The organism is Massilia timonae CCUG 45783, from assembly GCF_000315425.1.
Classification (GTDB): domain Bacteria; phylum Pseudomonadota; class Gammaproteobacteria; order Burkholderiales; family Burkholderiaceae_D; genus Telluria; species Telluria timonae.
Map to the genome: position 1 here is coordinate 820,346 of NZ_JH992924.1, position 25,462 is coordinate 845,807.

The 25,462-nt window shown below is 63.3% G+C and carries 24 protein-coding genes, 2 pseudogenes and 1 riboswitch; of the genes and pseudogenes, 13 read left to right on the forward strand and 13 right to left on the reverse strand.

The features are described from left to right. The 3 genes from HMPREF9710_RS18760 to HMPREF9710_RS18770 form a co-directional block, all read left to right on the forward strand. Window positions 1–338: general secretion pathway protein GspB (locus HMPREF9710_RS18760; protein WP_005668921.1), on the forward strand; the 338-nt coding region annotated here is incomplete at its 5' end. After that, complete coding sequence (gene mobB / locus HMPREF9710_RS18765; RefSeq protein WP_005668923.1) at window positions 325–903, forward strand: molybdopterin-guanine dinucleotide biosynthesis protein B; 579 nt, start codon at window positions 325–327, stop codon at window positions 901–903. The genes HMPREF9710_RS18760 and mobB, both read left to right, overlap by 14 nt. Window positions 904–926: 23 nt before the next feature. Next, entirely contained in the window at window positions 927–1,118 is a 192-nt protein-coding gene (locus HMPREF9710_RS18770; RefSeq protein ID WP_005668925.1) for a YjfB family protein, read from the forward strand. Window positions 1,119–1,254: 136 nt separating this feature from the next. Here HMPREF9710_RS18770 and HMPREF9710_RS18775 read toward each other — a convergent pair whose 3' ends face one another. The 3 genes from HMPREF9710_RS18775 to fumC all read right to left on the reverse strand — a co-directional run bounded on the left by HMPREF9710_RS18775 (window position 1,255) and on the right by fumC (window position 3,408). After that, complete coding sequence (locus HMPREF9710_RS18775; RefSeq protein WP_005668927.1) at window positions 1,255–1,539, reverse strand: DUF883 family protein; 285 nt, start codon at window positions 1,537–1,539, stop codon at window positions 1,255–1,257. Window positions 1,540–1,682: 143 nt separating this feature from the next. Beyond that, window positions 1,683–1,895: an RNA-binding S4 domain-containing protein gene (locus tag HMPREF9710_RS18780; protein ID WP_005668930.1), complete on the reverse strand. Its 213-nt coding sequence runs from the start codon at window positions 1,893–1,895 to the stop codon at window positions 1,683–1,685. A gap of 118 nt (window positions 1,896–2,013) precedes the next feature. Beyond that, a complete protein-coding gene (fumC, locus tag HMPREF9710_RS18785) occupies window positions 2,014–3,408 on the reverse strand; it encodes a class II fumarate hydratase (RefSeq protein ID WP_005668932.1) in 1,395 nt (464 codons plus the stop codon). Window positions 3,409–3,497: 89 nt separating this feature from the next. On the opposite strand from fumC, the gene HMPREF9710_RS28775 reads away from it, so the two are divergent. Then, window positions 3,498–4,607 carry a FimV/HubP-related protein gene (locus HMPREF9710_RS28775; RefSeq protein WP_005668935.1) on the forward strand — a complete coding sequence of 370 codons (1,110 nt, stop codon included), beginning with the start codon at window positions 3,498–3,500 and terminating at the stop codon, window positions 4,605–4,607. Window positions 4,608–4,954: 347 nt separating this feature from the next. Here HMPREF9710_RS28775 and HMPREF9710_RS18795 read toward each other — a convergent pair whose 3' ends face one another. Then, entirely contained in the window at window positions 4,955–5,236 is a 282-nt protein-coding gene (locus tag HMPREF9710_RS18795; protein WP_005668938.1) for a flagellar protein FliT, read from the reverse strand. Window positions 5,237–5,403: 167 nt separating this feature from the next. Between HMPREF9710_RS18795 and HMPREF9710_RS18800 the strand changes: the two genes are divergently transcribed. Both HMPREF9710_RS18800 and HMPREF9710_RS18805 read left to right on the forward strand, forming a co-directional pair. Further along, complete coding sequence (locus tag HMPREF9710_RS18800; protein ID WP_005668940.1) at window positions 5,404–6,033, forward strand: class I SAM-dependent methyltransferase; 630 nt, start codon at window positions 5,404–5,406, stop codon at window positions 6,031–6,033. A gap of 72 nt (window positions 6,034–6,105) precedes the next feature. Further along, on the forward strand, window positions 6,106–6,282 hold the full coding sequence (locus HMPREF9710_RS18805) for a CsbD family protein (RefSeq protein ID WP_005668942.1): 177 nt from the start codon (window positions 6,106–6,108) through the stop codon (window positions 6,280–6,282). A 103-nt stretch (window positions 6,283–6,385) separates the two neighbouring features. On the opposite strand, the gene HMPREF9710_RS18810 is transcribed toward HMPREF9710_RS18805, so the two are convergent. Next, the gene (locus tag HMPREF9710_RS18810; protein WP_005668943.1) at window positions 6,386–7,483 is read right to left on the reverse strand and encodes an AI-2E family transporter; all 1,098 of its coding nucleotides are present in this window, start codon (window positions 7,481–7,483) and stop codon (window positions 6,386–6,388) included. Window positions 7,484–7,666: 183 nt separating this feature from the next. Between HMPREF9710_RS18810 and HMPREF9710_RS18815 the strand changes: the two genes are divergently transcribed. Continuing rightward, window positions 7,667–7,873, forward strand: a complete 207-nt coding sequence (locus HMPREF9710_RS18815) for a CsbD family protein (RefSeq protein ID WP_005668944.1) — start codon at window positions 7,667–7,669, stop codon at window positions 7,871–7,873. Between the two features lie 78 nt (window positions 7,874–7,951). Here the strand turns inward: HMPREF9710_RS18815 and HMPREF9710_RS18820 are convergent, their stop codons facing one another. Both HMPREF9710_RS18820 and HMPREF9710_RS18825 read right to left on the reverse strand, forming a co-directional pair. After that, window positions 7,952–10,171 (reverse strand): S9 family peptidase, encoded by a 2,220-nt coding sequence (locus HMPREF9710_RS18820; RefSeq protein WP_005668946.1) that lies wholly within the window; start codon window positions 10,169–10,171, stop codon window positions 7,952–7,954. Window positions 10,172–10,257: 86 nt separating this feature from the next. After that, entirely contained in the window at window positions 10,258–11,670 is a 1,413-nt protein-coding gene (locus HMPREF9710_RS18825; protein WP_005668948.1) for an MATE family efflux transporter, read from the reverse strand. 174 nt (window positions 11,671–11,844) lie between these two features. On the opposite strand from HMPREF9710_RS18825, the gene tssF reads away from it, so the two are divergent. The 3 genes from tssF (at window position 11,845) to HMPREF9710_RS18840 (ending at window position 15,414) form a co-directional block, all read left to right on the forward strand. Further along, the gene (gene tssF / locus HMPREF9710_RS18830) at window positions 11,845–13,680 is read left to right on the forward strand and encodes a type VI secretion system baseplate subunit TssF (RefSeq protein WP_005668950.1); all 1,836 of its coding nucleotides are present in this window, start codon (window positions 11,845–11,847) and stop codon (window positions 13,678–13,680) included. After that, window positions 13,677–14,666: a type VI secretion system baseplate subunit TssG gene (gene tssG / locus HMPREF9710_RS18835; protein ID WP_229409859.1), complete on the forward strand. Its 990-nt coding sequence runs from the start codon at window positions 13,677–13,679 to the stop codon at window positions 14,664–14,666. Before tssF ends, tssG begins: the two co-directional genes overlap by 4 nt. A 118-nt stretch (window positions 14,667–14,784) precedes the next feature. Beyond that, the gene (locus HMPREF9710_RS18840; protein ID WP_005668953.1) at window positions 14,785–15,414 is read left to right on the forward strand and encodes a type 1 glutamine amidotransferase domain-containing protein; all 630 of its coding nucleotides are present in this window, start codon (window positions 14,785–14,787) and stop codon (window positions 15,412–15,414) included. A 21-nt stretch (window positions 15,415–15,435) separates the two neighbouring features. Here HMPREF9710_RS18840 and HMPREF9710_RS18845 read toward each other — a convergent pair whose 3' ends face one another. Further along, window positions 15,436–15,993: a manganese efflux pump MntP gene (locus HMPREF9710_RS18845; protein WP_005668955.1), complete on the reverse strand. Its 558-nt coding sequence runs from the start codon at window positions 15,991–15,993 to the stop codon at window positions 15,436–15,438. A gap of 3 nt (window positions 15,994–15,996) precedes the next feature. After that, a riboswitch (yybP-ykoY riboswitch) is annotated at window positions 15,997–16,165 on the reverse strand. A 155-nt stretch (window positions 16,166–16,320) separates the two neighbouring features. On the opposite strand from HMPREF9710_RS18845, the gene HMPREF9710_RS18850 reads away from it, so the two are divergent. Both HMPREF9710_RS18850 and HMPREF9710_RS18855 read left to right on the forward strand, forming a co-directional pair. Further along, window positions 16,321–16,872, forward strand: coding sequence for a hypothetical protein (locus HMPREF9710_RS18850; protein WP_005668957.1), 552 nt, complete (start codon window positions 16,321–16,323; stop codon window positions 16,870–16,872). Between the two features lie 194 nt (window positions 16,873–17,066). Beyond that, window positions 17,067–18,037, forward strand: a pseudogene (locus HMPREF9710_RS18855) (integrase core domain-containing protein). Between the two features lie 122 nt (window positions 18,038–18,159). On the opposite strand, the pseudogene HMPREF9710_RS18860 reads toward HMPREF9710_RS18855, so the two are convergent. The 5 genes and pseudogenes from HMPREF9710_RS18860 to HMPREF9710_RS27300 form a co-directional block, all read right to left on the reverse strand. Then, window positions 18,160–18,429 (reverse strand): annotated as a pseudogene (locus HMPREF9710_RS18860) (ATP-binding cassette domain-containing protein); the annotation flags it as partial. 31 nt (window positions 18,430–18,460) lie between these two features. Then, window positions 18,461–20,016 (reverse strand): IS3 family transposase gene (locus tag HMPREF9710_RS18865; protein WP_229409743.1). Its coding sequence is split into 2 segments (ribosomal slippage): window positions 18,461–19,554 and window positions 19,554–20,016, totalling 1,557 coding nucleotides; the frame shifts between segments, so codons are not numbered across the junction. Between the two features lie 100 nt (window positions 20,017–20,116). Next, window positions 20,117–21,451, reverse strand: a complete 1,335-nt coding sequence (locus tag HMPREF9710_RS18875) for an IS4 family transposase (protein WP_040775003.1) — start codon at window positions 21,449–21,451, stop codon at window positions 20,117–20,119. A gap of 85 nt (window positions 21,452–21,536) precedes the next feature. Further along, window positions 21,537–23,465 carry a peptidase domain-containing ABC transporter gene (locus HMPREF9710_RS18880; protein WP_307160863.1) on the reverse strand — a complete coding sequence of 643 codons (1,929 nt, stop codon included), beginning with the start codon at window positions 23,463–23,465 and terminating at the stop codon, window positions 21,537–21,539. Between the two features lie 76 nt (window positions 23,466–23,541). Then, window positions 23,542–24,063 carry a beta-barrel domain-containing protein gene (locus HMPREF9710_RS27300; protein ID WP_443093620.1) on the reverse strand — a complete coding sequence of 174 codons (522 nt, stop codon included), beginning with the start codon at window positions 24,061–24,063 and terminating at the stop codon, window positions 23,542–23,544. Between the two features lie 109 nt (window positions 24,064–24,172). Here HMPREF9710_RS27300 and HMPREF9710_RS18895 point away from each other — a divergent pair. After that, window positions 24,173–25,422, forward strand: a protein-coding gene (locus HMPREF9710_RS18895) for an IS3 family transposase (RefSeq protein WP_229409725.1) whose coding sequence is annotated in 2 segments (ribosomal slippage) — window positions 24,173–24,458 and window positions 24,458–25,422 — 1,251 coding nt in all. Because the reading frame shifts where the segments join, the coding sequence is not laid out codon by codon here. Window positions 25,423–25,462: the final 40 nt, after the last annotated feature.

The following is a 25,462-nucleotide window of genomic DNA, read 5'->3' on the forward strand; positions in this document are numbered from 1 at the left end:
CAGCCGAGCCGGCGCCGCCGCCGGTGCGGGTGGCCGAGGCGCCGCTTTCCGAAACGCCGGCCGCTTTGGCGCCGGCGCCCGTGGCGGCGGCCCAGCCGGCCGGCGAGGAAAACCTGCGCACCCTGCAGCAATTGCCCGAGTCGGTCAGGCGCGAGATCCCGCAGGTGAGCTTCGGCGGCTATATCTATTCGCCGACGCCGGGCGAGAGCTTGCTGCTGGTCGATAAGACGCTGCGCCGCGAAGGCGAGGAAGTGGCGCCCGGCCTGGTGCTCGAGCGCCTGATGCCGAAGGCGGCGGTGATGAACTACCGGGGAACCCGCTACCGTGTCGCGTACTGAAGCGCCGCGGTCGGCGCAGGGGCTGGGTCCGGTCCTGGGCGTGGTGGGCTGGTCGGGCAGCGGCAAGACCACCTTGCTGGAAGGGCTGGTCGCGCGCCTGGCGCAGGACGGCTTGCGGGTCAATATCGTCAAGCACAGCCACCATGACATCGAACTCGAGCCGCCGCGCAAGGACAGCGCGCGCCTGCGCCTGGCCGGGGCGGCCGAGGTGATGATCGCCTCGCCTTACCGCATTGCCATCATGCGCGAGCTGCGGGCGGAGCCGGAGCCGGGACTTGTAGAGTTGCTGGCGCGGCTGTCGCCGGCCGACCTGACCCTGGTCGAAGGGTATAAATGGGAATCGTTGCCCAAGCTCGAGGTGCATCGCCCGAGCCTGGGCAAGCCGCCGCTGTTCCAGGACGATGTCACGATCCTGGCCGTGCTCTCGGACGCGGCGCGGCCGGCGGACGCGCGTGCCGGACTCGCCTGGCTCGACTTGAACGACCTGGGGCGGGTGGTGGACTGGGTTTGCGGATGGTTAAAGATGCAGCCTCAAGTTCTGGTCGATGAGGCCGTTAAAGACTGACAAGTCTTTTTCTGGAGAGGTGTATGGACGTCACGAACATTGCCAAGCTTGCAACCAGCATGGCCGAAACCGGTATCCGTCAGGAAGTGGGCGTGTCCATGCTCAAGAAATCCATGGACATCCAGGCGGCGTCGGCCGCCCAGTTGCTCGACGCGCTGCCACAGCCGCAAAACCTGCCGCCCCACCTGGGCAATACGATCAATACGAAAGCTTGAACCCAGGGCTTGAACGACCCGGGATCGTCGCTGCATCCGGCGCGAACTCGAGCGCGAAAGCCGGGTCGAAGATCACATGGGATTGTGTCTTGCCTTTTGAAACCCGGCCTCGATGCCGGGTTTTTGCTGTCGTCGATCAGTGGAAGGCGCGCAGGATGCGTTCTTCGCCCGACCTGTCGTTGTAACGGTCATTGGCGGCGCGGGTGGCGGCCATCATGCGCTCCAGTTGCGCATCCTCGAAGCGGGACAGTTCTTCATTGGCCGCTTCCAGGGCGAGCGACAGCTTGGCGCGCGCGTTCTGGTACAGGGCGCTGGAATAGTGATCGGTATTCTTGAGCAGTTCTTCCGCGTTTTCGATCACGAGACGCAGGTCGCCAATCAATTGCTCCTGCGTTTGTGCGCTGTGTTCCGGGGTTTCCATCGCCTTCACCTCTAAGCCGTATGAGTGACGTCTTAAAATATAAACAAGGAAGCCCCGCTCTGTTTGTTAGTGCGCAAACATAAGGCCGCCGTTCCGGCGCCCCATTTCTTGCACTATCAGCCCGGCTCGCGGGCGCCAACAGCTTACTGCACGGTGATGCGCAGGTCGCCGACCGAGACGGTCTGGCCACTGCGAATTTTCGCCGTTTTGCGGAGTTCCTGTCGTCCATCGACCGACACCACGCCGCTGGCGACCATGTTCTTGCCGGCGCCGCCGCTGTCGACCAGGCCGACCAGCTTCAGCAGCTGGTTGACCTCGACGAATTCTGATGTCAAATCGAAAACTATTTTTTGCATTCTATCCTCGGGTTGGTGAAGGCGGCGTACGATTGATGAGGCCGCCTATTTGAAGCGCATGTAGCAGCGTCCGGTGGCGCCGTGCCGGCACCCGGTACACGCCGTCTCGCCGTCCGGCTTACACCGGATCCGGATGCGTCATGTCGATCGGCACGATCCACTGGTCGAACTGCTGTTCGTCGACGAAGCCGCTCTGCAGGGCGGCCTGGCGCAAGGTCAGGCCGTCCGTCGATGCCTTCTTGGCGATCTGCGCGGCGCGATCATACCCGATGTGCGGCGCCAGCGCAGTCACCAGCATCAGCGATTTTTCCATCAGCTCGCCGATGCGGGCGCGGTTCGGCTCGATGCCCTGGGCGCAATGCGTGTCGAAGGAGCGCATGCCGTCGGCCAGCAGGCGCGCGCTTTGCAGGAAGTTGTGGACGATCATGGGCTTGAACACATTGAGCTCGAAATTGCCTTGGGAGCCGCCGACCGTGATGGCGACGTCGTTGCCGAACACCTGGCAGCACAGCATGGTGAGCGCCTCGCATTGGGTCGGATTGACCTTGCCCGGCATGATCGAGCTGCCCGGCTCGTTCTCGGGGATGGTGATCTCGCCCAGGCCCGAGCGGGGGCCGGACGCCATCCAGCGCACGTCGTTGGCGATCTTCATGAGGGCGGTGGCCAGGGTCTTGAAGGCGCCGTGGGCGGCGACCATGGCGTCGTGGGCGGCCAGGGCCATGAACTTGTTCGGCGCGGTCTTGAACGACAGGCCGGTGCGCGAGCCGAGCTCGGCTGCGATGCGCGGGGCGAACTCGGGGTGGGCATTCAGGCCGGTGCCCACGGCGGTGCCGCCGGCGGCCAGCAGCAGCAGGCCGGGCAGGGCGGACTTGAGCTGCTGCTCGGCATAGTCGAGCTGGGCCACGTAGCCGGAGAATTCCTGGCCCAGGGTCAGCGGCGTCGCATCCTGCAGGTGGGTGCGCCCGATCTTGACGATCGGCTCGAAGTCGCGCGATTTGCGCAGCAGGGTGCCGCGCAGCTGGGCCAGTGCGGGCAATACCTCCTTGGCCAGGGCCCAGGCGGCGGCCACGTGCATGGCGGTCGGGAAGATGTCGTTCGACGACTGGCCCATGTTGACGTGGTCGTTCGGGTGCAGCAGGCGGCCTTCGCCGCGCGCGCCGCCCAGCAGCTCGGAGCCGCGGTTGGCCAGCACTTCGTTCATGTTCATATTGCTCTGCGTGCCCGAGCCCGTCTGCCACACGGCGAGCGGGAATTCGGCCGGATGGCGGCCCTCGAGCACTTCGTCGGCAGCCCGGATGATGGCGTCGGCCTTGTCGCTGGAAAGCTTGCCGAGCGAGCGGTTGACCGCCGCCGCCGCGCGCTTGACCTGGGCCAGCGCCGCGACCAGCTCGGGCGCCATGCGCTCGGTGGAGATGTGGAAATGGTGGAGCGAGCGCTGGGTCTGCGCACCCCAAAGACGATCGGCGGGCACGTCGATCGGGCCAAAGCTGTCCTTCTCAATCCTGTTTTCCATAGACATTCCTGTTGTACGAGGGGGCTGGGATTAAAGAGTTTATCGCAATGTCCGTTAATTACGCTTGGGCTTCACTCTCGGTATTCCTTATGGCTAGCCGCCTCCCCTTGATCATCACTTGCGCGCTACTCTCTGGCGCTGCCGGCGCAGCCGAACTGGGCGAACCGCACGTCGCGTCGTATATCGGCCAGCAGCTCGTGGCCGACATCGAACTGACCATGCTCAACGCCCCGGCGACGCCGGTGCAGGTGCGCCTGGCCCACCCGAACGTCTACCGCGGCGCCAATATCGGCATGCCGCACGTGCTGTCGACACTCAACATGACTGTGACGCAGCGCGATGGCCGCCAGTTCCTGCACGTGACGTCGCTGGCCCCGGTTGAGTCAAACCGCCTGCATCTGTACCTGGAATTAGCCGATGGCGTTCAGCGCGACGTGCGCCTGGTGACCTTGTCGATGGCGCCGAATCCGAATCCGCCGCCGCCGCCGGCGCCGGCGCCGGTCAGGATGCCGGCGCCGGTCGTGGCCGCTACGCCGGCGCCCGCGCCAGTCGTGGCCAGGCCGCCGCCACGGCCGCGCCCGGCGCCAACGCCCAAGCCGGTCGTCGCGAAGATCGAGGCGGCGCCGAAGCAGGAGCCCAAGCCCGCGCCCGAACCGGAACCGAAACAGGAAGCCCGGCCAGTGCCGGCAGCGGAGCCGAAGCCGGCTCCCCAGGCGCTGCCCCTGCCACTGGCTGCCCCGGCGACGCCGGCCGCCTGTGCGCCCGCGCCCGACGTCGACCGTTCGACCGTGTGCGCCGCGCTGGACTACAAGAACGCGCAATTGCGCGAACAGATCGGCCAGCTGGAAGACAAGGTGAGGGTATTGCAGGTGGCGCTTGGCGCCAGTCCGGCGGACGTCAGCAGGGCGCGGCCGCTTGATCCGAACAAGCCGCATCCGGCGCGGCGGCGTCCGGCGCCCGAACCAGAGGCGTCGACGCCCTGGGGCTGGATCGCCGGCGGCGTTGGCGCCGTGCTGGCGCTGGCCGGCGCGGCGATCCTGATAGTGCGCCGTCGCAAGCGGGCAGGGCAGATCCAGCCCATGCCCGGCGTGCCCTTGATGACCCGTCTGCGCCAGCGTTTCGTGCGCAAGAAAGCGGGCCAGCAGCCGGTCGAGCCGAAGCTGGACGAGACTGAACAGGAAATGTCTACACAACTTTGATTTTGCGTTATACTGGACTTGTGATCGACGAGGTCACAGACGGCACAGGGTCTGCGCAGCCACCACCGATAGCGTGGCGCGACAACAGACGACCGTTGATGAAACGCCTGTGACCGGAAGCAGTCCACTTGCCTGCAGCGGCGGTGGACGCCGGGAGCAACCGGCAAGAGGCGAGGCCAGCAGATAGCTGGGGTTCGCCCTCCACCCGATTCGCGGCCGAGCCACTGGCTCGGCGGCAGCCAAGGCGCCCGATGGGCGCCTTGTCATTTGTGCTTCAACCTTTCCCCGCCTTGTTCCGGCAACAAAAAAGGCACCCGCAGGTGCCTTGGTTCAGGATTCGCCAGGAATCAGTGCGCCTGCAGCGCGCGGTCCAGCTGGCCATCGAATGGCTCGGTCACGTCGCGAATCGCGCGGTCGTTGGCCATCAGCTGCTTGAGCAGGTCGATCTTGCGCAGGCGCTGGGCGCCTTCCAGGGCCGGCATGCCGGCGGCGGCGCTGCGCGCTTCGACCTTGGCTTCCACGTTCAGGTTGGCAAACTCGTTCCAGTCACCGGCCTTGGCGGCTTCCGACATCTGACGGGTCAGGCCAGCCAGGTTTTCGTACATCGCGAGGACTTCGTTTGCGTTCATGTTGCCACCAAAACAATGAAACTCCGGCCGGATTGCCGGTTGTCTGACTCTATTACGGCAGGGATTGTGGGAACTTTAGGGTGACTTCGAAATTTTTTTGAATTTTTTTTCTGACGCGGCGAGCATGTCCGGCGAAGCCGTTCGCCGCCGGCTGGCATACTGTCGTCATGGATCACGATAACAATCACGACGACATCGCCCGCCGCACGCTGGCGCATTACGAGCGCAACGCCGATGCCTTCTTCGCCGGCACGATCGACCACGACGTCAGCCAGAACATCGCCGCCCTGCTGGAAGCGATCGAGGCGCCGAGTCCGTACACCATCCTCGACCTGGGCTGCGGCCCGGGGCGTGACTTGAAAGCCTTCAGCACGCTCGGCCACCGCGCCATCGGCGTCGACGGCAGTGAGCGTTTCGTCGCCATGGCGCGCGACTACAGCGGCTGCGAGGTCTGGCATCAAGACTTCCTGCACCTTGATTTGCCTCAAGCGACCTTTGATGGCATTTTCGCCAACGCCGTGCTGTTCCATGTGCCCAGCTCTGCCCTGCCGCAGGTGCTCGCGCATCTGCACGCCGCGCTCAAGCCGGGCGGGGTGCTGTTCAGTTCGAATCCGCGCGGCGACAACCAGGAAGGCTGGAACGGCCCGCGCTATGGCAGTTATTACGACTACGCCACCTGGGAACGCTACCTGCGCGCGGCCGGTTTCACGGCGCTGCATCACTATTACCGTCCGCCCGGCTTGCCGCGCGAGCAGCAGCCCTGGCTGGCCAGCGTGTGGCGCAAGCCTGTTTGTTAAGCGTCGAACAGAACCGCTTGGCAGTTATCCTTACCATCAAGGCTCATCCACGTAACAGGCAAGGAGACTGCAATGAACAAGGATCAAGTCAAAGGCAAGGCGAAGGAAGTTGGCGGCAAGGTGCAGCAGAAAGTCGGCGAAGCCGTCGGCAGCCGCCAGCAGCAGAGCGAAGGCCTGTCGAACCAGGCCGAGGGCAAGGTCCAGAAGAAAGTTGGCGACATGAAGGAAATCGCCAAAGGCAACCGCTGATCTGCCTTCCGCCCCACAAACAAAGCCGCGCAATCGCGCGGCTTTGTTTTTGTGCCGACATTCTCTGGAATGCCGCGGCACGGCACTCCAGAAACGAGGCAAGTCAACTCGACCCAACCCCCTTCGCCGGTCTGTCCCCCAGCACGTCTTCTATATAGAGCATCTTGACCAGCACCGACAGCACGGCGGCCAGCGGCGTCGCCAGCGCCACGCCGGCAAAGCCGAACAGGGTGCCGAAGATCAGTTGCATCACGATCACCAGCGCGGGCGGCAATTCGATCGCCTTGGCTTCGATCATTGGCTGCAGCACATAACCCTCGAGCATATTGATCGCCGCGAACAACAGCAGCGCATACATGGCCATTTCCGGACTGATCGAGAGCGCCAGCAGCACCGCGGGGACGCCGGCCATGATCGGGCCGAGGTAGGGGATGAAGTCGAGCAGGCCGGCGATGACGCCCAGGATCAGCGCCAGCGGCACGCCCAGCAGGGAGAGGCCGATCGCGGTCGTGGTGCCGACGATCAGCATCGAGACCGCCTTGCCGACCAGCCAGCTGGCCAGCGAATCGCCCATCTCGTCGATGACTTCGCGTGCGCGGCCGCGCTTGTGTTGCGGGATCAGGCGGATGAAGCCGCCCGTATACACGCCCGGTGTGGCGGCAAAATAGATGCCGACGAAAATGATGATGACGACATTGCCGAGGGCGCCCAGGATGCCTGTGAAGAACAGGCCGGCATTCGGCACCATCGAATTCATTTGCTTGACGATGTCTTCCGGCGGCGGCAGTTCGTCGACGACGCGCTTGATCAGCGGATGCTGCTCGACTTCGCCCTGCAGGCGCTCGATCGCGGCCGGGATTTCCTTCGCCAGCTGGGTCGACTGTTCGGAAATCTGCGGCGCCATGGCCCAGCCGCCCAGGCCGATGATGGCGCTGAGCAGCAGCACCACCATGCCGAGCGCGAGCTTGCGCCGCATGTGGAAGCGCCGATGCATGATCTCGCTCAATTTGTAGAGCAGGATGGCGAACAGGATGCAGGCGAACACCAGCAACAGCGCATCGGCCGCCAGCACGACGGCGGCCAGGCCGAGGATGAACAGCACGGCGATGCCATTGACGAGGGTCACGCGGCGCGCCAGGCGGCGTTGGGCCTGTGGGGCTTCCTGGGTGGCGGGGACGGCTTCGGTATTGTTGTTATTCATGGAGGATTCTCTTCTTGAGCGGCGCGCCGCGTTGCGAGAAAAGATTAGCATTTAAGCTATAAAAATGTCGCGCGGATGGGGTTGATTGACTGTGTGCGTGCGCTAACAGATGAGCAGGCGCGAAAGGACTATTCTGTATCCATCGCATGGCCATTCAGGCATGCACTACTCAAGGAGAACACCATGAACAAGGACCAAGTCGAAGGCAAACTGAAAGACATCGGCGGCAAGATTCAGGAAGGCGCCGGCAAAGTGGTGGGCAGCACCGAACAGCAGGCCAAGGGCCTGGCGAACCAGGCCGAGGGCAAGACCCAGGAAGCCTACGGCGACGCGAAAGAAGTCGTGAAGGATGCCGTGGACCAGACGAACCGCCCAGCGCCACGTCCATAAGCCACACCGCGCTGTAAAGGCGCAATGAAAAACGGCCGCGTCGATCGACGCGGCCGTTTTTGTTTCAAGAAGTCGAACTCAGTTCGGCTGCGTGCCGCCCAGCTGCTTCTTGAAGTAGGACTCGATCAGCCCATACACGTGGCGCTGGTTGGTGCGGCCCGACATGCCGTGCTTGGCGCCCGGATAGGTCATCAGGTCGAACTGCACATTGCGCTTCACGAGTTCGTCGATCAGCAGGGTGGTGTTCGAGAACAGCACATTGTCGTCGGCCATGCCGTGGATCAGCAGCAGGTGCGACTTCATGCCGTCCAGGTGGGCGAACACGCCGCTGCGCTTGTAGGCTTCCGGGTCGCCCTTCGGCGTGCCGCCGACGTAGCGCTCGGTATAGTGGGTGTCGTACAGCGCCCAGTCGGTCACCGGCGCCACCGACACGCCCATCGCGATCTTGTCCGACGCTGCGGACAGCAGGCGCAGGGTCATGAAGCCGCCGTAGCTCCAGCCGAACACGCCCACCCGTTTCGGATCGACGAAGCTCTGCTTGGCCAGCCAGTCGATGCCGGCCACCTGGTCTTCGACTTCGTGCTTGCCCAGGTTGTTGTGCAGCACGTCGGTGAACTGGCGCTCGCGGCGGCCCGAGCCGCGGTTGTCGAGGCGGAAGACCACGAAGCCCTGCTGCGCCATGTACTGGTCAAAATAATTGCCCCAGGCACGGGTCACGCGTTGCGAGTGCGGGCCGCCATAGGTGAACAGGAACACCGGATAGCGCTTATTGGCATCGAAACCGGCCGGCTTGATGATCGAGTAGTGCAGGGTCTGGCCATCGGCCGCCTTCAGGGTGCCGTATTCGGTCGGCAAGTGCGCATCGAGGTGGCGCGTGTACGGATGGTTGGCGTTGAGTTCGTTCTTCTCGATCCACTCGACCATGCTGCCGTCGGCGCGGCGGATCGACACCTGCGGCGGGGTGTTCGGGTTCGAATAGGTATCGACGAACAGCTTGCCGTTGCCGGCGAACGAAGCCTCGTGCCAGCCGTCGCCCTGGGTGATGCGGGTCGGCTTGTCGGCGCCGCGGCCATCCAGCGACAGCGCATAGGTCTGCTTGTCGATCACGGCGTCGCGGTTCGACGAGACATAGATCTTGCCGGCGCCTTCATCGACGGCCAGGATATTGTCCACGCCCCAGTCGCCGCGCGAGATCGGATGCAGCAGCTTGCCGTTCAGGTCGTACAAATACAGGTGCTTGCGGCCGCTGCGCTCGGACGCCCAGACGAAGGCCTGGCGGTTCTTGAGGAAGCGCAGGTCGTTATGGACTTCGACCCAGGTAGGGGAGGTTTCCGAGAACAGCGGACGCTGGGCCAGGGTGGCGACGTCGACCGCCACCAGGTCGAGGCGTTTCTGGTCGCGCGTCTGGCGCTGGTAGACGAGGGTCTTGGCGTCGGCGCTGAAGTCGGCGCGCACCAGGTAGATGTCCTTGTCCTGGCCGAGGTCGATCTTGCGCTGTTCACCCGTGGCCGGATTGACGACCATCAGCTCGATCGCCACGTTCGGATCGCCCGCGGCCGGGTAGTGCTGGTCGATCACCTCGGTGCGGTCGGCGAAGATCTCGAAGCGGCGCACCACCGGCACCGGCGCCTCGTCGTAGCGACGGTAGGCGATGTGCGAATCGTCCGGCGCCCAGTAGTAGCCGGTGTGCTGGTCCATCTCTTCCTGGGCGATGAATTCCGCTTCGCCATTGTGCACGGTGCCCTTGCCATCGGTGGTCAGCTGACGCTCGGCGCCGGTGGTCAGATCGATCACCACCAGGTTCTGGTTGCGCACGAAGGACACGTAGCGGCCGCGCGGCGAGATCTTCGGATCGATGACGTTGCCCGAGGCGACCTTGCGCGCGGCTTCCGGTTTGGCGGCATCGACGAGATACAAGTCGCCGCCGATCGGCACCAGCAGCCGCTTGCCGTCGGGCGACCAGTAATAGTTGAGGATGCCCGACAGGCCGGCGGTACGCGCGCGTTCACGGCGCGCTTTTTCTTCGAGCGACAATTCCTCGTTCGGCACCAGTTGCTTGGAGTCGACCAGGCGCTGCGTGGCCTTGCTCCTGGTGTTGTATTCCCACAGGTCGAGACGGTACTGGTCATCGGCGCGCGGGCGCAGGAAGGTCACGCGTTCGCCGTCGGGCGACACGCGCAGGTTGCGCACGCTGGCGCCGGCCAGCGAGGATTCACCGTAGATGCGGTCCAGCGTCAGTTTTTCGGCCATGGCGGGCGTGGCCGCGAGGGCGGCCAGGAGAAGGAGGAGAGGGCGCATGATGTCTCTTGAAGAATATTAATTTACAGCAATCGCGAGACGATACCAGAGTCGGCGGGGCGGCGCTGTAATAACTTGTCCTCTGATTAATGTGCTGTGGCGCGATGCCCACCCTCGCGGATGCGCTGGCGCGCCAGCTTTTCGAACTGCCAGGTCAGCAATACGGCCGCCACCGTCAGCGCCACGACCAGCCCGATCCAGAAGCCGGTGGCTTCCATCGGCGCATCCGGCGACCATGGGAACCAGGCCGGCGCCAGGCCGAGGATGCAGCCGAGCGGCAGCGACAGGCCCCAGAACGACAGCAGCTGGATCACCATCGGCGGGCGCGTCACCTGGTAGCCGCGGATGGCCGAGGCGGTGGCGACCTGGGTCGAGTCCGACAGCTGGAACAGGGCCGCGAACAGCAGCAGGTTGGCGGTCACCTGCTGCACCGCCGGATCGGAGGTATACATGGCCGCGATCTCCCAGCGGAACAGGGCGATGCCGAGCGCCGCCACCACGCCGAAGCTGACCGAGACGCCGACGCCGACCCAGCCGACGAAGCGCGCGCGCACCGGGTCGCCTTCGCCCATCGCCTGGCCGACGCGGGTGAGCATGCCGATCGCGAAGCTGAGCGGCACCATGAACACCAGCGAAGCGAAATTGAGCGCGATCTGGTGCGAGGACACCTGCACCACGCCATAGCGCGCAACCAGCAGGCTGATCAGGCCGAAGGCGCTGACTTCGGCAAAATAGGTGATGCCGATCGGCAGGCCGAGGCGCAGCTGGGCGCCAATCTCGCGGGTATCCGGCCCTTCGTAGCGGTCGAAGGGGTAGGTCAGGCGGTAGGCCGGCGCGCGCGTGATCCACCACAGCATGGCGCCCAGCATCAGCCACAGCGCGCTGGCGGTGGAGATTGCGCAGCCGATCGCGCCCAGTTGCGGGAAGCCGAACTTGCCGTACACCAGCACCCAGGCGAGCATGGTATTGAACACCAGGCCGAGGATGGCGATCCACATGATCGGCTTGGTCTGGTTGATGCTGGTGGTATAGCCGTACAGCGCGCGATACACGCCGAAGGCCGGCATGCCGACGCTGATCACGTGCAGGAACAGCGAGGCGCGGTCGGCCACGTGGGCGTCCATGCCGATGTGGTCGAACAGCAGCGTGCACAGGTTGGCGAACAGGCAGCCGACCAGGCCGACCAGCAAGCCCTTCCACATGGCCTGGCGCACCGAATGCGGCACCCGGTCGTGGCGCGCGGCGCCGATCTCGTGCGCGACCACGGTATTGATCGCCATCATGGTGCCCATGACGGTTACCAGCACGATCGACCACACCGCCGTGCCCAGCGACACCGCCGCCAGCTCGTCGGCGCTGACGTGGCCGGTGAGGGCGACGTCGACCACACCCATGCCGACCGTCGCCAGCTGGCCGACCAGCACCGGCCACGACAGGCGCCACAGGGTGGCGATCTCGGTGCGGACGGGCGTTTCGGTGGCGGCGGTGGTGGCGGTCATGATGCGGTGATAGGTCGATGGACCCGTGATTTTACTGACTTATTGTCAAGGCCGGTATTGCCAGCCGCGATCCGCTTATCGCAACGAGTTTTATCCCGGCGTTAATGTTGCGCCGTCGCAAGACAACTTGCCGCGATCTGCACCACCGTAGAGCGACAGCCCCAGGAGGTCTTCATGGAAGAACTGTTGCCGTATTTCGAGCGCGAACTGGTCTACCTGAATACCGTCGGGCGCGAGCTCGCCCACCAGTATCCGCGGCTGGCGGCCGAGCTGGGACTGGGGCCGGAGGGCAGCGAAGACCCGCATATCCGGCGCCTGATCCAGGCCTGCGCGCTGCTCAATGCGCGCACCGCGAAAAAGCTCGACGACGACTATCCGGAACTGACCGAAGCCCTGCTGGGAAGCCTGTATCCGCACTTCCTGCATGGCTTGCCGAGCTGTTCGATCGCGCACGTGGACGGTGGCGATCCGCAGGCCCGGGCCGGCAAGATCGAGCACGTGCAGGCGGTGCCGCGCGGCACCGAGATGAGTTCGCTGAGGGCGCGCGGCGCGCCCTGCGTGTTTCGTACCACGGCCGAGCTGGCGCTGGCGCCGGTGAAGGTGGCGCGCGCCTGGTTCGAGCCGGTGGCCCACGTCCCGCCGCGCATCCGGCTGCCGCCGCGCGCGGGCGCGCGCATCGGCATCGCCTTCGACAGCGCGCTGCCGGCGCGCATGCTGCATGGCCGCGGCCTGCCGCATGTGCGCCTGTACGTCGACGGCGACGGCCTGCTGTCGGCGGCGCTGATCGACGCCCTGGGCATGAACGTGGTCGAGACCTGGGTCGAGGCCGAAGGCGTGGAAGGCTGGCGCCGCCTCGACGGCGCGGCGCTGCACCTGGGCGGCCTGGAGCTAGAGGAGGCGCTGGTGCCGCAACAGGACCATGCCCATCCCGCCTACCGGTTGCTGACCGAATACTTCGCCTTCCCCGACAAATTTCACTTCCTGGACGTCGACCTGGCCCGGCTGGCGCCGCTGCTGCCGGCCGGCACGCGCCGCTTCACCCTGCATTTCCTGCTCTCCGGCATGCACGCCGAATCCAGCCCGGCGCGCATCCTGCGCGCGCTGTCGGCCGCCAACCTGCTCACCGGCTGCGTGCCGGTGGTGAACCTGTTCCGCCAGGCGGCGGCGCCGGTGCGCATCACGCACCGTTCGGCGATGTACGACGTGGCGCCGAGCCGGCACGAGGAGGGCGTCGAGGTCTACAGCATCGACGCGGTGCACGTGCTCAGGACCGAGGACGGCAAGACCGCCAGCGTCGCGTACCGTCCCTATTACGGCTTGCGCCATGGCGAAGGGGACGAGCATGGCCAGCGCTATTGGTTCGCGCGCCGCGACGATCGCGGCGACAGCCGCCACCGCATGAAGATCGCCTTCACCGGCGACGACTTTTCGCTGCTGGGCGAGGACGCCAGCGTGGCCTCGATCGACCTGACCTGCAGCAACGGCGCGGCGGCCTGCGGCGTCGGGGTTGGCGCGCCGGGCGGCGACCTGGCCAGCGAGACCGCGACGAGCGGCCTGCCGATCCGCCCGCTGCGCAAGCCCTCCGCGCCGCTGCGTTTCGGCAACCGCGATGGCACCCACTGGCGCCTGGTGACCCAGCTGGCGCTGAACCACCGCTCGCTGGCCGACCTGGACGCCTTCCGCGAGACGCTGGCCTTGTACGACCTGCCGCGCTCTGGCGCCTCGCAGCGCCAGATCGCCGGCGTCAGCGCGATGGCGTCGACCCCGGCCACCGCCTGGCTGCGCAACCGCTACGGCGCGAGCCTGGTGCACGGCATCGAGGTGCGCATGACGGTGGACGAAGAGGCCTTCGCCGGCAGCAGCCTGTTCGTGTTCGCGCAGGTCGTGAGCCGCTTCCTGGGCCTGTATGTGCACCTGAACAGCTTTACCCGGCTGGTGCTGGTGTCGGGGCAGAGCGACAAGGAGTTGTTGCGATGCGAGCCCCGCAACGGCAGCCTGGCGCTGGTGTGAACGCTGTCAGGCGGACGAGCGCCATCGCCGACCTGCTGCGCCAGCCGCAACGCTACGAATTCTTCCAGGCGGTGCGGCTGCTGGTGTGCTGGCTGGCGCACCAGGGCATCGCGCCCGAGCATGCGCTCGGCGGCCTGATCCGCTTTCGCAACAGCCTGGGACTGGGCTTCCCTGCCAGCGAGATCGAGACCATCGTGCCCACCACCGAGGGCGTGCCGGCGGTGAGCGTCACGCCCACGCTGATGGGGTTGCTGGGCGTGATGGGGACCTTGCCGCTGCATTACACCGAGCGCTTCGCCGCCTGGGAGCTCGCAGTGCGCGACGAGGGGCCGCGCGCCTTCCTCGACTTGCTGTCGAGCCGCCAGGTGGCGCTGTTCTACCGCGCCTGGTGCAAGTACCGGGTGCGCCATCCCATGGAGCCCGATGTCGACCGCTTCCTGCCGCTGCTGCTGGCGCTGGCCGGCGTGCCGGCGCGCGAGGACGGCATGTCCGGCGTGGAAGCGGCCAGCCTGGCCTGGTTCGCGGCGCCGCTGCGCAGCCGGGTAGTCAGCGCGGAGTCGATCGCGGGCGTATTGCGCGCCTATTTCCGGGTGCCGGTGCGGGTCGAGCAATTTACCGGACGTTGGGACGTGCTCGAGCCGGCGCAGCGCACGCGGCTCGCATGCGGCAATTGCGTGCTGGGGGAGGGCGCCACCGCGGGAGCGCGCCTGTTGCGGCCCGAGCTGGGCATCCGCATCCGCCTTGGGCCGCTGGATGCGCACGCCTTCGAGCGCTTCCTGCCCGGCGCCGAAGGCGCGCGGGCGCTGGCCGCCTTGCTGGACCGCTTCGCGATCGAGGTGCCGTTTCGCGAGCTGCAGGTGGTGCTGCGGCGCGAGGACGTCGACGGCGCCTGCCTGGATGGCTCGGTGCGCCTGGGGCTGGACGGTTTCCTGTGTACCCGGACCGGGCGGCGCGACCGCGACGATGTGTGTTATCTGCTTGATTGAATCGGGATGACGAACCCGGCCGACTGAGCAATTGAATGCCGGCAGGCATGCGCGCGCCGCAGGCGCGATGGTAGACCTACAATCGATGCGAATGAACCGCATTGAACAAGGAGGCCATATGCAACAAGCAGAAAACATGCAGCCGGCGGATCACGTCGAGCCGGCCGCCACCCAATCCCTGCAAGGCAGGAGCGTCGCGGTGCTGATGACCGATGGCGTCGAGCAGGTCGAATACACGGAGCCGCGCCGCTTCCTCGAGGAGCAGGGCGTGAAGGTGATCCTGGTCTCGCCGAAGAAGGCCGGCGAGGAGATCCAAGGTTTCAACCACCTGACGCCGGACCAGAAATTCAAGGTCGAACTGAGCGTGCAGGACGCCAGGCCGGGCGACTACGACCTGCTGCTGTTGCCGGGCGGCGTCGCCAACCCGGACAACCTGCGCCTGAGCGCGGAGTCCATCGCCTTCATCAAGGCCTTCGGCGACGAGGACAAGCCGATCGCCGCGATCTGCCACGGCCCGTGGCCGCTGATCGACGCCGGCGTGGCCGAGTCGAAGCACCTGACCAGCTGGCCGACCCTGCAGCACGACCTGCGCAACGCCGGCGCCGAATGGACCGATGAAGAAGTCGTCGTCGACGGCAAGCTGATCACCAGCCGCAAGCCGGACGACATCCCGGCTTTCAACGAGGCGATCCAGAAGCAGCTGATGGTGCTGCAGCAGGCGGGGAGCGACCCGGGGCCGACGTCCTGATCTTTCCTTGCCGCGGCGGCGTCACTGCAGGTGTTCGTACAGCGTGACGCTGCCTACCGCGATCAATACCAGGCCGCCGAAGATCTCGGCGCGCTTGCCCACCACGGCGCCGATACGGCGGCCGATCAACAATCCCAGCGTCACCATCGTCAGGGTCGCCAGGCCGATCGCCAGCGCCGGCCACAGGATGCCGGTGTCGGCGAAGGCCAGGCTGACGCCGACCACCATCGCATCGATGCTGGTGGCGAAGCCGGTCAGGGCCAGCAGCCAGAAGGGGCGGGCGGGATCGTCCGCTTCCGTGTCAGGTTCGCCGCAGCCTTCGACGATCATGCGAATACCCAGGCCGCCGAGCAGGACGAAGGCGATCCAGTGGTCCCAGCTTTCGACGTAGGACGCGGCAATGCTGCCCATGGCCCAGCCGACCAGCGGCGTCACACCCTCGATGATTCCGAACAGCAGGCCGACCTTCAGCGCATCCTTGAACAGGACGTGGGCGCGTCGGGAACCCATGGCGATCGCGACGGCGAAGGCGTCGGTGGACATGGCGAGGGCGAGGATGATGATTGCAGCGAGAGTCATGACAGCTTTCCGATCGGGCACGACACAAGGCATGTCGCGCGGCCCGATCGTCGCGTGAACATGCCAATGGTCTTGCCAACCAGAAGGCTTCCGCACCATGACGTGCTGACGTCAAGTATGTTGATGCGGGAACTTCCGTTGCGGAAGTAGGCTACTCCCCAAGGGCGGGGGCATGGTAACGCAAGAATGGCTTGAAGACAAGAAACACACTGGCCGGGGCTTCGCGGTGCCCGGCTTAATTCATATCAGACAGACGGCGTAGATCTTGAACTCGCCCGTATTTTGTCGGTCTTCCAGTCAGTATGAACTGGCTGAAAGGAACCCATCGTGCGAGACACCGACGCGCCGTCGCTTTCCCCATTGAGGCGGGCCGAGATCGAGCGTCTGTTGCCGATCGCGCCGGAATGGATCCTGGTCGAGCGGGTTGTCGAATGCCGGCCGCCCGACTATATCCGCACCTGCCGCCGGATCGAAGCCGGCGACGCTTTCGTGGCCGCGCATGTGCCGGGCGGTGCGCAGGCCTTGCGCGAGTCCTTGCTGATCGAGTTCGCGCAGCAGTCGGCCTACCTGCTCGCGCTGTTGTCGCGCACGGAGCACGATGGCGCATCGCAGCCGCGCCCGCCAGCACGCTGCAGCGCCCAGTTCCTGGCGTCCGCCAGCGTCGGCGAGTTGCTGGTGGCGGAAGTGATGCTGGACGATATGGCCGACGGCGTCGTGCTGCATGACGCGATCCTGACTTGCGACGAGCGGATCGTTTGCAGGGTGAGGATGTTTGCGGCGCCGGATCCGTCGGTGAAGCATCGCGTGAAGTCTCCTGCGTCGCGTGTAACTGCGAGGGAAGGAAGGGCGCGCAGGCGCGACATTCCTGGTGCGGACTGACCCGCCAGTGACGGCGCTCGAAATGAAAAAGCCGCTGACGAATGGCAGTGGCAAGCAGGCTTTAGCTGTTTAGTTTCGTGCGATCATACTTCTCGTCTTGGCTGGCATTTGTTGCGTGCAAAGGCTATGCTGGACGACTTGATTGCTGAGTTCAGCAGTCCCGGCATTCAATCGCACCAGGAGCAGTTCGCAGCATGAGTTTACGCATCCAGCCGCAAGCCTGCACCACGCCGAAAATCCGGCAGGAAGTCAAGGATTCGGTCTGTCTGATCGGCAGGCCGCAAAGGTCGTTGGCGTCTCGCGAGCCACTGCTGCGAAGTGGCTCAAGAGGGACGATGTGCAGGACCGGTCGTACTGTGCCCGCATGCTCCATACGACCTTAAGCGCATCCCAAGAAGCCATCGTCCTGGCACTGCGCCAGTCGCTTTATCCTTCCCAAGATGATCTGTTGTTTGTTATGCAACAATACATTAATCTAGATGTCTCTCGGTCAGGCGTCGCTCGTCAAGCGCGAGGCATGTCGTGTCTCGAAGACGTGATCGCAAATGCCGAAGGCGAAATCACCACGCCAAGAAGACCTTCAAGGACTACGGACCAGGCTTCATTCACATCGAGATCAAGTACTTGCCTCAGATGCCAGGCAAGACCTCGCGTCGCTACGTGTTTGTCGCCATCGACCGCACCATGCGCCGGGTCTTCATGCACATCTATGGCGACATGACCGACAAGAGCAGCGTCGATTTTCTGCGCCGTTTGAAGCTGGCCTCGCCCATCAAGATTAGCAAGATCCTGGCTGACAAGGGCTCGCAATTTATTGACCGTTTCGCCACCAAGATAAAAAGCCTAGCGGCCAGCACTCGGTGACATGGCTTGCGCCGAAATACCTGCCGAGCATCGTCTAGCACCGCCGCGGCACCCCACAAACGAACGGCATGGTCGAGCGCTTCAACGGCCGTATCAACGAACTGCTGCAGCAGACTCGCTTCGACAGCAGGGCCGATCTGCAAGCTACATTGATGAACTACTTGAAGCTGTAAAATCACCACCATTCCGCAGCGTGCACTCGACGCAAAACTCCCATCTTTGCAATCAAGGAGTGTGACAGCAGAAACTGCCGGAATTATTCATTAAGCGCGTTTATGATCAAACGGGACTCGACACGTAACTTCTCAGCGTCCTCGATTAGGAACGCAGTCCTTTGCGCTCGTGAGGAAGGTAAGATCGAGCACGCGATCAATGCAATAACTATTTATATGCGGAGCCGGTGAGCCGAGTTGCGACCAGTCATTATGCGGCCTGCTTATCCTCATGAGTCAGGTTACTAACATCTTGGACTATCTGCCCGTTTTGCAGCACAATTACACGCTCTGCCATTTGGATTGTTTCTGGACGATGAGCAACGATGATTCGGGTAAGCGGGATTGTCTGGATTGCCCGGTTCACGGCCTGCTCATTCCATACGTCCAAATGGCTGGTTGCCTCGTCCATAAATAAAATTTTCGGGTTCTTGTACAATGCGCGTGCGAGTAGAATACGCTGCTTTTGTCCACCCGATAGCGGTGTTTGTCAACGTAGTTGTCGCGTCATCTCAAGCTGCTTGCTGTAGTGCTTCTGGCCGAATCCGTTCCGGATTCAACCAGACTTGATCGTCAAGTTCCCAGTTCCTGGTGCCCTGCGACCAGCGCTGCGGGTTGCGCTTTCTAGCCTCGTGATAGACCTGCTCACGAAGCTTCAAAATCGCCGCGTCTTGCCCGCAGTGGCGCTGTGCCGGGGTCACGAATTTCAGGCCGCTGTGCTTGTGATCGTGGTTATACCAACGCACGAATTTCTGCGTCCATGCCTGCGCCTCTTCCAGGCTTCCGAATGGCTTGTTCGGGTAATCTGGGCGATATTTGCAGGTCTTGAACAGCGACTCGGCGTATGCATTGTCATTGCTTACACGTGGCCGGCTGAACGAGGGCGCCACACCCAGCTGTTCCAACGTGGCCAACATGGTGGCGCCCTTCATGGCGCTGCCGTTGTCCGAATGGAGCACCAGTGGACGACCGGCCAGCCCCTCGGCCAAGCTAGTGCGGCGCATCAACCGTGAAGCCAGTTCCGCCGATTCCGCCACGTGCACCTCATGCCCGACGACTTTGCGGCTGAAGATATCGAGCACCATGTACCAGTAATAGTATTGGCCTTTGATGGCGGCCGGCATCCAGGTGATATCCCAGCTCCACACTTGGTTCGGAGCCGCGGCGCAATGACTCGTGAGCACGCGCTCACAAGGTTTCTTCGCGCGGCCCCGATGATGCTGTTGCGCCGCCGCTTTCAGAACGCGATAGAAGCTTGACTCGGACGCCATGTACACGCCCCGATCGGCCAGCGCTGGCACGATCTGGCTGGGCGGTAAGCTGGCGAATTCCTCGCTGTTGGCAACGGCGAGGATTTCGGTACGCTCATCCTCGCTCAGCTTGCTGACCGGTTCTGGCCGCACGCTGGAGGGACGACCGTCGCCGGCCACGGCATCGTCGCCATTGCGCACCCAGCGCTGGAAAGTACGCAAGGTAATGTCCAGCTCGATGCAGGCTGGCGCCAACCGGCTGCCGGCGGCCTCTGCTTCACGGATCAACTCAACACACAACAGGCGATCTGGGACGCTGATCAGTCTTCCTCTTTGTCCCCCCAGATCGCCTGGGCTTTTTTTCGCAGGATCAGCAGCGCGGCCGCCTCGGCCAGCGCCTTCTCCTTGCGCTGTAAATCCTTCTCCAGTTGCCGGATGCGCTTTTTGTCCTCCTTCGACTGCGCCTGCTGCTCCCGCGTCTGCTTTACCACGCTCGCATTGGCCGACATGCATGCGGCACGCCACGTGGCAATCTGCTCCGCGAACAGGCCCTTGCGACGGCAATACTCGGCCAGTTCGCTTGTGTTCAGCGCAGCCGTTTCCAGTACCACGGAAAACTTGTCTTCCGAAGTCCATTCCTCGGCATTCTTTCCACTACCTGGCACCAGCGTTCCTTGATTACGAAGTTGACGGCGCCAAGTATAAAGGGTCTGTTCGGTGATCCCGCTCTCGCGGGCCAACTCCGACACCAGCCTGTTCTGCGGCGGCATCATCTGCCGAAGTAGCGCTTCTTTCCGTTCTGCTGAATACTGCTTCACACGATCTCTCTTGCCCGTCCCCGGTTGGTATTTACTTCATCAGGTGACGCGACAACTATTCTGACACCGGGGGATAGGCCACCTCGTTATACACAACTCGTCAGTCTCCAAGTTCGCGTAGTGCTTGAAGGGTGAGAGCTGAGGCGCGCACGTCGCGCAGCCCTTCCCAGAGGGTCTTGGCACCAGGTTCGCCATCACCTTTTCGGCCCAAGAAGCCGCCCGCGCGGGCGATCAAGCGTATTACTTCGTTTAACGCCGGGTTGGGCTGGGGGCGTAATTTGTTGAGCAAGTAGGCGCCGCGTATCTCATCGGGATCAAAGAACAAGTGGGCATCCAGGTTCGGGCAGGTACGGCCCATGCGTACCAGATAGGCAATGCGCCAGGCTACGACCAAGTACAGCGCCAGTGCGCGCTCGATGCGCTCGATCGTGCCCAGCTGAAGTTCCTCGACCTTGCAGCCGTTCTTGAGCACATTGAACAGCATTTCAATTTCCCAGCGGGCGCGATACCAGTCGATCAATTCGGCCACCTCGGCCGCGCTGGTGGCGACCCGGTTCGTCAGCAGGCGCCATTCGATCGGCTTGACGCCGGCCGGAGCGCCGTGTTCACGCGCCACGATGCATGTGGCGGTCACCACCTTGCCCTTGCCCGCGTTCAGTTCGACCCGGCGTGCCCACAGCTGCTGGCGCACGATGCGCGCCTTGGCGCCCGGCCGCGCGGCCAGCGCGAACTCGATTTCCCCCAGCGGCGCGCCTTCCGTGGCATGCGGCCACAGCTTCTCGCTGTTGGGCAAGCAGCGGTTGTGCGCGGCGCGCACCAGCCAGTCCACCGGGCAGTCGAGCTGCTGCGCCCGCGCCATCAAGGGCAGCATGTCCGCCTCGCGGTCGGCCACATACACCAAGCGCGTGGCGGGCAGGCGCGGTGCCAGTTCCGCCAGTCTTTCGTAGCCTTCGATCCAGCGCAGGCTTTCCTTGGGGCCGCCGCGCTGGCCGTTGGTGTCGCGCAGCGCGCGCGCCCACATCCACACGTCCAGGATCCCCAGCGGCTCGCGCGCCGTCGTCACCGCGTAGGTGGGGTGGACGTACATGCCGCGCTGCGCTTCATAGCTGAGCGGTCCGAGGCCGCGCGCCTGCTGTCCGTTAAAGTCCAGTTCGGTCGTGTCCTGCAGACACAGCACCACCGACTGCTCGGCCATTCGCTGTTCCGTTTGCTGCCAGTGCGGCTCCAGGATTGCCCGCCAGTCGACGCCGTCATTGTCGAAGAAGCGATACGCGGCCATCGTCTCACCCCAGCCGTTACAGGCCTTTGGCACGCTCGCCGTCGGTGCCCCCGCCATTGTTTCCATCAGTGTCCTCGCTCGCCGGTTCAGGCGCGCGTCGCCCAGGTCGAGTTGCTCAAACTCCGAATCGGTCCATCCCTTCGATTTGCTCGCCAATTGCGCCACGCAAAAGACGAGAGTAAACGCGATTTTGCAAAGGTTTACAAGGGCGCTGGCAAGTCATTGAAAGTAAACGGGATTTTCAGCCGGCGTGGTGAGGCTGGCGGACTTGTGTATAACGAGGTGGGGATAGGCCAGTACCGATATCGCCAATTAACGTATTGAAGTTCATTGGCATGGCCGCGATTTCGGGCGCGATTGCGGCTAGTCCCGCACATTCGTAGACGCGCTGTATGTCGATCACTGGATCAAAGAAACTAATGTTTTCGGAGATCGAGCCGGCGAATAAAGTGTCATCCTGCATTACCGTGCCCAGCAAATTACGGTAATTTGTCAGGCCGAGCGAACCCAATGGCACGCCGCCGACGAGAATTTCGCCACTCGTTGGCGTGAGTAACCCGAGCAATAATTTCATCAGTGTCGTCTTGCCGCAGCCTGATGGCCCAGTGATCGCAATGCATTGCCCAGCGGGGATGCTGAGGTTAAGTTCGCGGATGATATCGGATTCACTGTCGGAGTAGCGAAAACTCAGGTTATTTATTTCGATCGACGGAGTAATATGATTTGCATCAATTTCAGCTGCATGATCATCCTGTTCCACCTCAGCCAGCGTGATGTCCGCCACACGCTCGCCATGCAGACGCATCATCCGCAATTCAAACAGTTTGTCGATTAAGCTAGCCATACGCTGGCTGAACTGGTCTTTGTAGCTGAGGAAGGCAAACACCATCCCAATCGAGAAGTCGTTGCTGAGTACGGCGAGCGCTGCAAGCCAGATTACGATTACGCGCTCCCCGTTGAACAACAAGGTATTAGCTGTCTGGTATGAGACCGAAAGTTTGGCGACACGCAATTGGGCGTTGAATTCGTCGGTTAGCGAGTTCAGCCAACCTGAACGACGCTCTTCGCTGCGTCCGAACAAGCGAATACTCTGTATGCCGCGCACGGTTTCCATGAAATGGCTCTGCTGTTTCGCGGCGTGAATGATCACCTCGGAACTCGCATCTCGGAGGGGGCGGAAGATCGCGCAGCGCAACAGCGTATACAGCAGCACGGCCACGCAGGCGACTGCGGCCAGAGCGCTACTATACAGAAGCATCATTACCAAGGTGCCCAGAGCCAAGACGCCGTCAATAACCCCCTCGACGAATTGGGTTGTTAGACTGGTCTGGATCCGCTGGATTGAGCCGAAGCGCGAAACGATGTCTCCGGTATGGCGCTTTTCGAAGTATGGCAACGGCAACTTCAGGAGGTGGACAAAGGTATTGCCTAACCATTGCAGGTTCAGGCTGGTGGAGAGTACTGTGGTTACCCAAGAACGGACGGCACCGATCGCAGTTTGCAGAAGTACCAGTAATAAGAAGCCACAGCCCAGCACCGTGACCAAGTCACGGTCTGACGCCAATAGGGCTTCATCCACCATCCACTGCATATAGAAAGGTGCAATCAGAGCACAAACTTGCAGGGCCAGTCCGAGCGCGAGTAGCTGAAACAGTCCACGACGCAGGCCGACCACATGCCCAATCAGCGAGAACAGTGAGAATTGCTGACGTTCCTCCTTAGGCCGGAACTGCGCGGTCGGTGTAATCTCAAGCGCGATGCCGGTAAAATGCTTGGAGACGTCCTCCAGTTCCATGCTTCTTTCGCCGACAGCCGGATCATGCAGGACGGCATACTTCGCGGAGATAGACTTAAGCACGACAAAGTGGTTCAGATCCCAGTGCAGAATGCAGGGCAACTTTAACTCTGGCAAATGTTGGAGATCTAGCTTGAGCGGGCGCGTCTGCAATGACAGCCCTCTTGCCATCGCCATCAGACCCTTCAGATTTACTCCCTTCATCGACACCGAGAAGAGGCGGCGCATGCTCGGAATATCGATTCGGTGGCCCCAATAATTTGCGACCATTGCCATGCACGCCAAGCCGCATTCAGCTCCTTCAGTCTGTAGCAGGACGGGTAGCCGCCGGCGGTTCCAGAAAGCTAACTCGGTAAGAACAGGAAATTGCATCATTCACCTGCGATCAGGATAAGCCGGCAGTACGAATATGGCCACTGCTAGCACGATGTTGGTAGTGAACAGTATTCGCTTACAAGCGGCCGGAGATACTAAATAGCGGTTCGAGCACCCATTCATAAAGCTTGCGGCGCTCAAGCATGACGCTGGCGTCGACGAGCATGCCAGAGCGTAGGGGGATCTGTGCGCCGTAGGCGCGGACGGTCTGCTGGTCGAGCTCGAGCCGAATGCGGTAGACCGGCTCCGCCTGGACTGCCCCGGGCATTGCTGCCGCTGAAGTGGGCAACTCCTCGGGACGCACAGAGGTTGTTACCACCTCGCGCACGCGCGCAGGATGCTGGCCGAACTTTTGGTATGGGAAAGCCTGATACCGCACCAGGGCGCTCATTCCCGGCTTGATGAAGCCGACCGCCCGAGATGGCACGTACATTTCCGCTTCAAGCTTGTTCCCTTCTGGCAGGATCGATGCTAGAGAGGTGGCAGCGCGGACGGTTTGGCCAAGATTTGCCGCAATTGCCGTTATTGTGCCGTTCTGACGTGCCCGAACCGGCACTTCGCGCCGCGCTTCATTCTCGGCCAGGTCTTGATCCAGCATTGATACATTTCGACGTAAGGCGTTCTCGTCGCGCAGTGCTTGAAGTGTATAGTGGACCCCGAATCTGAGACGGTGGTTTAAGCTGTCGTCCGCGAAAGGATGACAGCGAATGAGTGAAGGTAAAAAACGCAGGGTGCACAGCGCCGAGTTCAAGGCCAAGGTTGGGTTGGAAGCGGTGCGTGGGGTGAAGACGGTGACGGAGATTGCGCAGGAATTCGGCGTGCATCCAGTACTGGTGGGCCAGTGGAAGAAGGAGATCCTGGAGAACGCCGGCGCCCTGTTCGACGTCAAGCGCGGGCCGAAGCCGGTGGACGAAAGCAGCCCGGAGGACAAGCTGTACAGCGAGATCGGCAAGCTGAAGATGCAGGTGGATTGGCTCAAAAAAAAGCTTGGGGAATGAGTCCGGCCGAGCGGGCACGGTGGATCGAGCGCGAGGACAAGATACCGCTGACGATGCAGTGCGAGCTGGCCGGCGTGCCGCGTTCGACCGTGTATCGGCGGCTGGAGGCGGCGGCCCGACAGGAATGCATCGAGGAGGAGGACGGCCAGCTGCGCGCCCTGATCGACGAGGAGTACACCAGCCGCCCGTTCTACGGCAGCCGGCGCATGGCGGTCTTCCTGCGAGGCCGAGAGCACCGCGTCAACCGCAAGCGCGTGCAGCGCCTGATGCGGGAAATGGGCTTGGCGGGCATGGCGCCGGGGCCGTCCACGAGCAAGCCGCACCCGCAGCACAAGGTCTATCCCTATCTGCTGCGCGGGGTGGCGGTCACGCGGCCGAACCAGGTGTGGAGTACGGACCTGACGTACATTCGGCTGGCGCGCGGCTTTGCCTACCTGGTGGCGGTCATCGATTGGTACTCGCGTCGTGTGCTGGCCTGGCGCATCAGCAACAGCATGGACGCGTCGTTCTGCGTGGACTGTCTGGAGGAGGCATTGCGCCACCACGGCAAGCCCGAGGTATTCAACAGCGACCAGGGCTCGCAGTTCACCAGTGACGCCTTTACCAGCGTGCTCAAGCGCGAAGGCGTGGCCATCAGCATGGATGGGCGAGGACGGGCGCTGGACAACATCTTCGTCGAGCGCCTGTGGCGCAACGTGAAGTACGAGGACGTGTACCTGAAGGGCTACGCCAACATGGCCGAGCTGACAGTCGGCCTGGCACAGTACTTCGCGTTTTACAACGCCGAGCGTCCACACCAGGCGCTGGGCTACGAGACGCCAGATCATGTCTACCGTGCCGGTGTTGGAGGAGGTGCGTTGATCGTCGACAAGTTCGGCGACGCGGACCAAGAGCCGGAGAAAAACGGCGGAACGGGGCAGCGCCGGGCAGCTGCTGAAGTGGAAATGGACACAGCTTAAACTAGCCGGCTGAGTGTCTTGACTGATGGGTCCACTTTAG